This is a genomic window from Phytoactinopolyspora endophytica (assembly GCF_004138495.1).
Classification (GTDB): domain Bacteria; phylum Actinomycetota; class Actinomycetes; order Jiangellales; family Jiangellaceae; genus Phytoactinopolyspora; species Phytoactinopolyspora endophytica.
This window is the reverse complement of sequence record NZ_ML142863.1, coordinates 148664-159025: the sequence shown is the minus strand read 5'-3', so window position 1 is coordinate 159025 and position 10362 is coordinate 148664. Positions and strand designations below refer to the sequence as shown.

The window sequence follows — 10362 nt, the reverse complement described above, 5'->3', positions numbered from 1 at the left end:
CGAACGGATCCTCCGCGTGCTCGACCCGGCCGCCCGGAAGAGTCCAGGTCGACTCGCCCTTCGGTGTTACGGAGCGGGCGAGCAGTACCCGCCCGTCCTCGATGCACACGGCGTACGCGGCCAGCCGCAAACTCATACCCGCACGTTATCCCAACGCCCACAGCCTTTCTGCGAGCTGCCGCTCGACGGCTGAGCTCAGCTCACAGCGTCTGTTCGAGGCGGGCCGCGACATCTCGGTAGCGAGTTACCGGGATCAGGTGCACACCGTCGAACGCACCGGATTCTTTGATCCGCATGACGTGCTCGCAGGCCGCTTCAACACCTGCGACGCGGTCACGAGCTACGCGCTCGATGAGAGCAGCGGGAATCTCGATATCGGGGATAGTTTCGGCCAAGCGGCGAGCGTGAGGCTCGCTTGCCAGCACCATCACACCCGCGAAGACCGGCACTTCCACCGGGTTGGCCTCGCGCCATCGCAGCAACGCGTCGATAGAATATGTGACCTGCACGAATATGAAGTCCGCTGACCGTTTCCAGGCTGGTAGTGGACGGAGGCCGGCCGCTGTTCCCACCTGGAACGCCGAGACATCGGCGAAGGCCCTGTCCTCGGATAGCGAGCGCACCTCGTCGACCATCGTGCGAACTGTGAGCTCACTCGTTCGCCCGCCGCTCGTCGGCTTGTCGCCGTAGACGAAGAGGAATTTGTCGACGCCGTAAGCTGCGGCGGTCAGCAAGTCGCGGCGAAATCCGAGCAGGTTGCGATCACGCGAGTTGAGGCAGGCGATGCTTTGCCCGCCCATCGCCTCGACTTCGTGTGCCACGGCGACGCTCGACACGGTGGCGCGGCCGATGTGGTTATCCGGAATCAGGAACGTGTGAGCGACCTGGCTCAGCGTTCCGATCTGATGTCGCACGTGCGTCAGATCAGGTCGGGTGGGCGGCTCGATCTCACATACGACCTGGAAATCGGAGGTGATCATGCTGACCAACCTAGCGGACACCCGAAGCTGGACAAGGTGTTAGCGCTCGGAGCCGGAGCGAGCCTCGCGGGGAACCGATGGTCGCGCGCTGGCGCCCTTGCCCCGGTGGCAGTTGACCGGCTTCCGTACTCTGGGGTGGTGCGTTTCGGGGTGCTGGGGCCGTTGGCCGTGTGGACAGACCACGGTGAGCTGGTCATGATCCCCGGGCGCAAGGTGCGGGCATTGCTGGCCGACCTGCTGGTCCACGAGGGGCGTCCGGTCTCGATGGACCGCCTGGTCGAAGACCTGTGGGGTGAGGCGGCGCCGGCCGACCCGACAGCGGCGCTGCATGTACGGGTCTCACAGCTGCGGCGGGCACTGGCTGGAGCCGAGCCCGGTGGTCGGGAACTGGTGGCGTCCCAGGCGCCCGGGTATGCCCTGCGGGCAGGTCCGGAAGCTGTGGACTCAGAGCGGTTCGGTGCCCTCGTCGAACGGGCCTTGGCGGCCGGTGACCCGCGCACCCGTGCCGGCCTGCTGGCCGAAGCGTTGGCGCTGTGGCGGGGGACAGCTCTGGCCGACTTCGCCGACGAGGAGTTCGCCGGTGAAACCGTGGCCCGATGGGAGGAGCAGCGCCTGGCTGCCCTCGAGGCTTACGCCGAGGCCCGATTGGACCTGGGTGAGCACCGCGAGCTGGTCGGCGAGCTCGGCGAGCAGGTGGCCCGGTATCCGTATCGGGAGCGGCTGCGGGCAACCCACATGCGGGCCCTGTACCGGGCCGGCCGGGCGGGCGACGCGCTGAACAGCTACCAGGAACTGCGACACCACCTCGCCGACGAGCTGGGCCTGGATCCAGGACCGGAACTGGCTGATCTGCATCGGGCCATCCTGGCCGGAGATCCGTCGGAGGACGCGCCGGCGCCGGCGTTGCGGCCGGTGAAACCCACCACCAACCTGCCGGCGCCGGTGACCGAGCTGGTCGGACGGGATCATGCGAATCAGCGCGTCCGAGAACTGCTGGCGGCGGGGCGACTGGTCACGCTCACCGGTCCGGGCGGTGTGGGCAAGACCAGCGTGGCCATCGCGGTCGCCTGGGCATCGATAGAGGCGTACCCGGATGGCATATGGCTGGTCGACCTGACGGCCTGGGACGGGTCGGGCGACCCCGCCGAGCCGATCTTGTCCGCGTTGTCCATCCCTGACGCACCGGGTGATTCGGAGCCGGACGATCAGCGGCTGGCAGCCGCGCTGATCGATCGGCAGATGCTGCTGGTGCTGGACAACTGCGAGCACGTGGTCGGGCCGGTGGCCGCGCTGGTCGGCAAGCTGCTGTCGGCCGCATCGGGCCTGCGGGTGCTGGCTACCAGCCGGGAGCCGCTGCGGTTGCGCGGTGAGGCCCGCTGGGACCTGCCGCCGCTGGACGTCCCCGACACCGACGATCCGGCCCGGCTGGCCCGATCCTCCGCCGTACAGCTGTTTCTGTCCCGAGCCGGGTTGTCTCCGGCGCCGACGGCGGTCGCTGCCGTAGCAGAGGTGTGCCGGCGGCTGGACGGCATCCCGCTGGCGTTGGAGCTCGCCGCCAGCCGAGCGTCGGCGCTCGGGGCGGCGGAGCTGGCGGCGCGGCTGCAGGTGCCCCAGGACCGGTTCGGGCTGCTGGGGACCGGGCCGCGCGACGCCCCCGACCGGCAACGCACCTTGTCCGCGGTGATCGACTGGAGCTGGCGGCTGCTGACGGAGGCCGAACGGGCCGTGCTGTGCCGCCTGGCCGTCCACTCCGGCGGCTGCACGCTGGCCGCGGCAGAGGCGGTGTGTGCCGGGGACGACGCGGAGGGCGACGTGCTGGACCTGCTGGCCGGGCTGGTGGACCGGTCACTGGTGGTGCGCGGCGATGACGGCCCCCGGTTCAGGCTGCTGGAGTCGGTCTCGGCCTACTGCCTGGACCGGTTGCGGGAGGCCGGGGAGGAAGCGACGCTGCGGCGTCGGCACGCCGACCACTACTTGGCCCTGGCCGAACAGGCGGAGCCGCAGCTACGCGGTTCGGGCCAGCGGGAATGGCTGCGACGGCTGGACGCCGAGGCTGCGAATCTGCGCGCTGCCCTGGAGACCTTCCAGCGCGACGGCGCGGCCGAGCCGGCGCTGCGGCTCGCGAGCGCCCTGGTCTGGCACCGGTTCCTGCGCGGCCGGCTCACCGAGGCGCGCCGTGCTCTCGAGAGGGCGCTGGCCGTGCCGGGCGAGGCGTCAGAGGCCGTTCGGGCCCGGGCCGAGGTCTGGCACGCCGGCCTGGCCCTCAGGCAAGATCGGGCCGGTCTGGAGCGGGCGACCGAGGCGTTGCAGCGGTACGAGAAGATGGCGGACCCGGTGGGGCAGGCCCGCTCCGAGTGGTTCCTGGCCTCGGCCGTCATCGACTTCGGGGACGAGAAGGCCACCGGAACGCTGCTGGAGCGGGCCTTGGAGACGTGCCGGGCCGAAGGGGACCGATGGGGCGAGGCGGCCACGCTGAGCACACGGGCCATGCTCGCGCACATGCGCGGCGACCCGGCCGCGTTGGAGCGCGACGCCCGGCGTGGCGCTGAGCTGTTCGGCGAGCTGGGGGACGACTGGGGCGTCCTGCAGGCCACCGACTGGCTGATCGGCTTCGCCGACCTGACGGGTGACCAGCCGGAGGCGGCGCGGCTGAGCAGGGAGGGCTTGCGGATCGCCGAAGAACTCGGACTGTGGTCAGAGGTAGCCGGTCGGCTTGGCTGGCTGGCCTGGCACTCGGTGCAGGTCGGGGACTACCCGCGCGCCCGGGAGTACGCCGAGCAGGCGAGGCAGCTGGCCGCCGAGCAGGGGCAGCGGGTCGAGGAGGTGTTCGCCACGATCAGCTTGGCGTTCGCCGCCCGCCGGGACGGGACGCTCGACCCGGCCGAGAACCACTTGCGGTGGCTGCTGGCGTCTGCCCGGCAGCATCAGACCGGCGACACCCACCCGCCGTACCTGCCCATGGTCCTGATCGAGCTGGGTCTGCTGGCCGGGCAGCGTGGTGACCCAGCCGCGGCGCTGGCCTGGCATCGGGAGGGCTTCGACGTGTCCCGGAACGACCGCTCAGTGCCCGGCATGGCGTGGGCATTGGCGGGTATGGCCGCCGCTCTGGTGGCCGACGGACGACCGGGCTCGGCTGCCCAGCTGCTCGGCGCGGCCGATGCCGCCTGGCAGCAGGCCGGGCTGCCGCTGTCCACGTCGGAGCGCGACGAGCTGGCCCGGATCACGGGCACGGTCAAGGCTGCGGAGCCCGACTTCGCCGCCCTGTTCGCGCGCGGCGCCGATCTCACGCCGGAGCAGGCCCGATCCATGCTGGACACGGATCGGGCCTGACTCCGGGGCGTGGGCGGTGAGCGTGTGCTCTTACGTGCTGTTCGACGACCGATACCGGCAAGACGCTCAAGACAAAGGCTGAGGTGGTGAGAGCTAGTCTGAACGGGTGGACGTGGCGCTGCAGACTGCGGTCCGCCGGTCGCGGCTTCGCTCGTTACCGCCGGTTGTGCTCGACGAGCTGTTCGCCGGTGCCGTGCGGGCAAGGGTGGCGGCCGGCGCGGTGACACACAGCGAAGGCGACCGGGCACCGCACGTCGAGCTGGTTGTCACCGGGCTTGTCCGCGTTTTCGTCCGCTCGCCGGAAGGCCGGACCGTGACGGTGCGCTACTGCCGTCCAGGTGCGCTACTGGGCGTGATGTCCCTCTACAGCGACCACTTCACCATGCCGGCCTCCACACAGGCGCTCGTCGACAGCTCGGTGCTGCGTATGCGTCCCGAGCGGGCAGGAGCGCTCGCCGCACGCGACGGACGCATGACCCAGGCGTGGGCCGAGGAGCTGAGCGATCGAGCGGCGGGCTTCCTGCGGGAGATCGCGGGGTATGCGTTCACGACGGTGCGTCAGCGCGTCGCCCGCCATGTGCTCGACCTAGCCGCCGCCAACATCGGCGCCGACCGGGGCCAGCTCGTCGCTCGGGTTAGTCAGCAGGCGCTTGCCGACGCGGTCGGGACTGCGCGTGAGGTGGTCGTACGTTCGCTGCGCGATCTGCGCGAGGCCGGGGTGGTCAGCACGGAACGCGACCGCGTCATCGTGCTGGACCCGGTCCGGCTGGCTCAGGAGCACGACGAAAATCCCGGGCAAAGTGGAACTTAGGTCCCAGACGGGCCATAACCCCGGAGGGACCATCATGGCATGACCATCTCATCGGCCCCATTGACCAGCGTCTTCCACGGCGAGCTCATAGAGCCGGGACATGCCGACTACGACCGGTACCGGGAGATCTGGAACGGATCCATCGATCGGCGGCCCACCGCCATCTGCCGCTGCCGGGACGCCATGGACGTCGCTGCGGCCATCACCCACGCGCGCTCGGCGGGCCTCGACCTCGCCGTACGGGGTGGCGGGCACAGCTTCCCCGGGCACTCGGTGTGCGACGACGGCGTGGTGGCCGACCTCTCGCCGATGCGCGGCATCACGCTCAACCTCGATCGCGGAACCGCCCGCGTACAAGCCGGCGTGCTACTCGGCGAGCTCGATGGGGCAACCCAGCAGCACGGTCTCGCCGTCCCCGCGGGCATCGTCAGCCATACCGGAATCGCCGGGCTGACCCTCGGCGGCGGGATGGGCTGGCTGGTTCGCAAGTACGGCCTGTCCATCGACAACCTCCTCGGCGTGGACCTGGTGACCGCCACTGGCGAGCTGATCCGCGCCGACGAACGGGAGACCCCCGACCTGTTCTGGGGGGTTCGTGGTGGCGGTGGCAACTTCGGCGTGGTCACTGAGTTCGAGTTCCGCCTCCGCAGGGTAGGACCGCAGGTCGTATCCTGCCCGGTGTTCTGGCCCATCGACGATGCCGAGCGGGTACTGCGCTTCTACCGGGACTGGATCGCCGACGCGCCCGACGACCTCATGACGATTGTGTCGTTGCGCAAGGCGCCCGCCAGCGCGCTGCTCCCGGAGGAGCTGCACGGCCGTCCGGTCGTCGCGATCCTCTGCCTGTGGGCAGGCGACGTCGAGGACGGCTTTCGTGCGGTGGCTCCGCTGCGGAGCTTCGGTCAGCCCGCGGCGGACGGGTGCGCGGTGCGCGCCTTCGTCGAGCACCAAGCCATGCTGGACCCGTCCTTCTCGCACGGCTGGTGGTACTACGTGCGCGCCTGCGACGTCGCCGCGCTGACCGACGAGGTAATCGACGTCTCCGTGGAGTACGCCCGGCGCATCGAGTCACCGCTGTCGGCCCTCACGTTGTGGGGTCTCGGCGGCGCGATGGCACGGGTGGACGAGGACGCCACGGCCTTCTACGGACGTGCCGCGGCCCACGCCTTCAACATCAGCGGCATCACCGCGACGCGGGCCGGCTTCGAACGAGAGCAGCAGTGGGCACGGGACTTCTGGTCGGCGCTCGAGCCGCATCGCACCTCCGTGTACGTGAACTACCTCAGCGACGACGGCGCGAGCCGGCTCGGCGAGGCGTACGGGGCGGCCAAGCTTGCGCGTTTACGGTCGCTGAAGACCGCCTACGACCCGGACAATGTCTTCCACCTCAACCAGAACATCCCGCCCCTGGACGGCTGAACTACTCCGTGACGAGCGCCGTCGAATATCCGGTTCATCCAGCGCCGATGCGGTGCGCACTGACACGAGCCAGGTCGGGCCTGACTCCGGGGCGTGCGCTGCGGCCATTACTTCGGGACGTAGATGTGAACGACGATCCCAGAGCCGAACTGGTTCACGTCGGCAAGCTTTAGGTGGGTGGTGTCGAAGCCGGCGTCCTCGAACAGGTGCTTGCCGGCACCGACGACGACCGGGAAGTACCAGAAGTGGAACTCGTCGACCAGGCCGTGCTCCACCAGGGTGCGATCGAGCTCGCCGGTGCCCCACTTCAGGATGTTCTCGCCCGGCTGCTCCTTGAGCTTGGCGACCTCCTCGGCAACGTCGCCCTGGATGAGGTTGGCATTCCACGTGGTCTCGGTGAGGGTCCGGGACGCCACGTACTTGGGCATGCCGTTCATCCGGTCGGCGAACTCTCCGTCCCGCGCCGACCACGCTTCCGCGAACCCCTCGTACGTCACTCGCCCGAGCAGCAGGGCGTCGGCTGAGTACACCAGGTTCCCGGAGTAGTTGCCGTGCTCCTCGTCCCAATACGGCTGGCCCCAGTGCTGCGGCTCTGCCCGCGACGCCGTGGACGGACGAGTGTCGTCGATGATGCCGTCCAGCGACACGAACGTCGATTCGACGAGCTTGCGCATGGTGTGCTCCTCTGATCCGTGTCGGTGGGCCCGTCCCGCCGGCTTGATGACTTCACACTGCCCGGCGGCCCTTACGGTTTCCTTTAGGTCGCATTACCGGCGGTAGCCGCGGCTTGCCGGCCTCGACCACCAGAACTGGCGGGGTGGCCCGTCGGTGGCGCCGGCTTCGCCAGCGGCATCAAGGGCTAGGGCGGCTGCTCGCCGGGTACATGCATATGTCTCGCATTGAAGATGTTTCTTCGCAAGCTTTTCGCCTATGCTGAGTGGGGCAGAACTGCTGCGGAAGGAATGCCACATGAGCCAGGCCGGTGCATTGACCAAGGCTGTCGCGGACTTGTGCGACGATGATGAACTGGTCACGTGGTGGGGTCTCGTCATCGAGGGTTACCACGCCACGCAGCATCGTGTGATGGGCGAGATCGCCGACGCGGTCAACCTGGCTCCGAGCTCGTTCGACATCATGATCAGGCTCTTGCGCTCTCCGGACCACCGCCTGCCGATGACGCGGCTCGCCAACGAGGCGGCCCTGAGTAGCGGCGGCTTCACCAAGGTCGCCGATCGGCTGGTCGCGGTCGGTCTCATCGAGCGTGTGCCGTGTGAGACGGACCGGCGTGTCACCTACGCGGCCCTGACCGAGCGCGGTCTCGAGGTCGCCAAGGAAGCGCGTAGGGCGGCCGCCGGCATCCTTCGTCAGCGAGTGCTGGATCCGCTGGGGCCGGAACGGCTGTCGAGCATGGCCGAGACGATGCGGGTGCTGCGAGCTGCCAACGGGGCCGGGTGAGGGTGCGGCGCGCGGCGACCGGCCTGCACCCGCGCTCGATGAAGGCAAGAAATCTTTCCAGGAATATTCTTCCTGGGAAGATTCTTGGAACGGAAGAGTACGGAGTCAGGTCCGCCGGTCGCCTGGCGACACACTGAATCCGTAGGCGACAAGGAGGCATGGGATGCAGTTCGGAGTGTTCACGGTGAGCGACGTCACCACGGACCCGACCACGGGGCGAACCCCGGATGACACAGAACGGGTCCGGTCGATGCTCACCATCGCTGAGCACGCGGACGCCGCCGGTCTCGATGTCTTCGCCACCGGTGAGCATCACAACCCGCCGTTCGTGGCGTCCTCGCCGACGACGCTGCTCGGTTACCTGGCGGCCGCCACGAAGAACGTTGTGCTCTCCACCTCGACGACCCTGATCACCACCAACGACCCGGTGAAGATCGCCGAAGACTACGCGATGCTCCAGGTGATCTCCAACGGGCGCATGGACCTGATGCTCGGCCGGGGCAACACGGGGCCGGTGTACCCGTGGTTCGGACAGGACATCCGGCAGGGGATACCGCTGGCCATCGAGAACTATGCGTTGCTGCGCCGTCTCTGGGAGGAAGACGTCGTGGACTGGGAAGGCAAGTTCCGCACGCCACTGCACGGTTTCACCGCAACACCGCGTCCGCTCGACGGGGTGCCGCCGTTCGTCTGGCACGGGTCGATCCGCACCCCGGAGATCGCCGAGCAGGCCGGCTACTATGGCGACGGCTTCTTCCACAACAACATCTTCTGGCCCATGTCGCACACGAAGAAGATGGTGAACTTCTATCGTCAGCGCTTCGAGCACCATGGCCACGGCAGCGCCGACCAGGCGATCGTCGGGCTCGGCGGGCAGGTCTTCATGCGGAAGAACTCGCAGGACGCGTGGAACGAGTTCCGCCCGTACTTCGACAACGCCCCGGTCTACGGGCACGGCCCGTCCATGGAGGAGTTCACCGCGGCGACGCCGCTGACCGTCGGCAGCCCGCAGCAGGTGATCGAGCGCTACGCCGCCATGAGCGATGACGTGGGCGACTATCAGCGGCAGCTGTTCCTGATCGATCACGCGGGTCTGCCACTGAAGACCGTCCTCGAGCAGATAGACCTGCTCGCGGAGGAGGTTGTGCCGGTGCTCCGCAAGGAGATGGAGGCCAAGCGGCCGGCCCACGTCCCGGCGAACCCGCCGAGTCACACGGAACGGCTCGCGATCCGTGGAGCACGCACATCGGCACAGGATCAGACGGTGGCGAAGGACGAGGTACATGCCTGATCTCACGATCGTCACGCTGGCTGCCGGGCTCCGGCAGCCGTCGTCGACCCGCATGCTCGCCGACCGGCTCAGCGCAGCGACCGTCGCAGCTGTGGAAGAAGAGGGCGCAGCCGTGAAGTCCGAGACGGTCGAGTTGCGCGACGTCGCACACGACGTCGTGAACGCCATGCTGACGGGGTTCCCCGCCGGCGGATTGCCCCAGGTCCTGGACACGGTCTCGGGTGCGAGCGGCCTGATCGCCGTGACCCCTGTGTTCACCACGTCGTACTCCGGGCTGTTCAAGTCCTTCATCGACGTCGTCGATCCGGACTCGTTAGCCGGGATGCCGGTGCTGCTTGGAGCCACCGGTGGCACGCCGCGGCATTCGCTCGCGCTGGACTACGCCATGCGACCGCTGTTCACCTATCTGCATGCGGAGGTGGTCAGCACGTCGGTGTTCGCGGCGACGGACGACTGGGCGGGTGATGCCGACACCGCGAACCCGCTGCCTCAGCGGATCGAACGCGCCGGCCGTGAGCTCGCGCAGCGGATCATGCAGACGAAGCGTCGTGGGCCGGCGGACCCCTACGATGACGTCCCGAGCTTCGATCAGATGCTCAGCGACCTGCGCGACGCCTGACGTCCCGCCACCATCGGACCATGATCATGAACATTAACCGTGCCATGTACACGGTTAATGTTCATGATCATGGTCCGGAGCCTGGTGTGCTCTCTCGCATGATCACGCTGGTTGCGACCCGCACGACCCGCGAGGCATCCTCACCGGCGAGTGCGAGATCCATAGCGGTGCGGCCGATGTCCTCCAACGGCACGGACACAGAGGTCAGCGCCGGCGCGACATCCATCGCTGATGCGATGTCGTCGAAGCCGGCGACGGCGACGTCCCGCCCTGGAACGAGACCCTCGTCCCGCAACGCCGTCATGGCCCCGATCGCCATCACATCGTTCACGGCGAAGATCAACTCTGTGTCATCGAGGCCGCGTGCGATGAGCTCGCGCGCCGCCTCGTATCCTCCGGCGCGGGTGAAGTCTGCTTCGACCACGAATCGCTCGTCGACGTCGACACCCGCGTGCCG

Annotated in this window: 10 protein-coding genes; 6 read left to right on the top strand and 4 right to left on the bottom strand. The window is 68.6% G+C overall.

Going from position 1 to position 10362, the window contains the following annotated elements:
• Nucleotides 1–136: NUDIX domain-containing protein (locus ELR45_RS42945; protein ID WP_205857230.1), on the bottom strand; the 136-nt coding region annotated here is incomplete at its 3' end.
• Between the two features lie 64 nt (nt 137–200).
• On the bottom strand, nt 201–980 hold the full coding sequence (locus tag ELR45_RS24970; protein WP_129668751.1) for a methylenetetrahydrofolate reductase: 780 nt from the start codon (nt 978–980) through the stop codon (nt 201–203).
• Between the two features lie 138 nt (nt 981–1118).
• On the opposite strand from ELR45_RS24970, the gene ELR45_RS24965 reads away from it, so the two are divergent.
• From ELR45_RS24965 to ELR45_RS24955, 3 genes are all read left to right on the top strand, one after another.
• Nucleotides 1119–4310, top strand: a complete 3192-nt coding sequence (locus ELR45_RS24965; protein WP_129668750.1) for an AfsR/SARP family transcriptional regulator — start codon at nt 1119–1121, stop codon at nt 4308–4310.
• Nucleotides 4311–4416: 106 nt separating this feature from the next.
• Nucleotides 4417–5121, top strand: a complete 705-nt coding sequence (locus ELR45_RS24960; protein ID WP_129668749.1) for a Crp/Fnr family transcriptional regulator — start codon at nt 4417–4419, stop codon at nt 5119–5121.
• 39 nt (nt 5122–5160) lie between these two features.
• Entirely contained in the window at nt 5161–6540 is a 1380-nt protein-coding gene (locus ELR45_RS24955; RefSeq protein ID WP_129668748.1) for an FAD-binding oxidoreductase, read from the top strand.
• A gap of 107 nt (nt 6541–6647) precedes the next feature.
• On the opposite strand, the gene ELR45_RS24950 is transcribed toward ELR45_RS24955, so the two are convergent.
• Nucleotides 6648–7214 carry a dihydrofolate reductase family protein gene (locus ELR45_RS24950; protein WP_129668747.1) on the bottom strand — a complete coding sequence of 189 codons (567 nt, stop codon included), beginning with the start codon at nt 7212–7214 and terminating at the stop codon, nt 6648–6650.
• A gap of 295 nt (nt 7215–7509) precedes the next feature.
• Here ELR45_RS24950 and ELR45_RS24945 point away from each other — a divergent pair, with 295 nt between their 5' ends.
• The 3 genes from ELR45_RS24945 (at nt 7510) to ELR45_RS24935 (ending at nt 9905) form a co-directional block, all read left to right on the top strand.
• Entirely contained in the window at nt 7510–7995 is a 486-nt protein-coding gene (locus tag ELR45_RS24945) for a MarR family winged helix-turn-helix transcriptional regulator (RefSeq protein ID WP_129668746.1), read from the top strand.
• Between the two features lie 163 nt (nt 7996–8158).
• Nucleotides 8159–9286 (top strand): LLM class flavin-dependent oxidoreductase, encoded by a 1128-nt coding sequence (locus tag ELR45_RS24940; protein WP_129668745.1) that lies wholly within the window; start codon nt 8159–8161, stop codon nt 9284–9286.
• Entirely contained in the window at nt 9279–9905 is a 627-nt protein-coding gene (locus ELR45_RS24935) for an FMN reductase (RefSeq protein WP_129668744.1), read from the top strand. Before ELR45_RS24940 ends, ELR45_RS24935 begins: the two co-directional genes overlap by 8 nt.
• Before the next feature lie 67 nt (nt 9906–9972).
• Here the strand turns inward: ELR45_RS24935 and ELR45_RS38970 are convergent.
• Nucleotides 9973–10362, bottom strand: a 390-nt coding sequence (locus ELR45_RS38970; RefSeq protein WP_205857206.1) for a substrate-binding domain-containing protein, incomplete at its 5' end; no start/stop codon positions are given.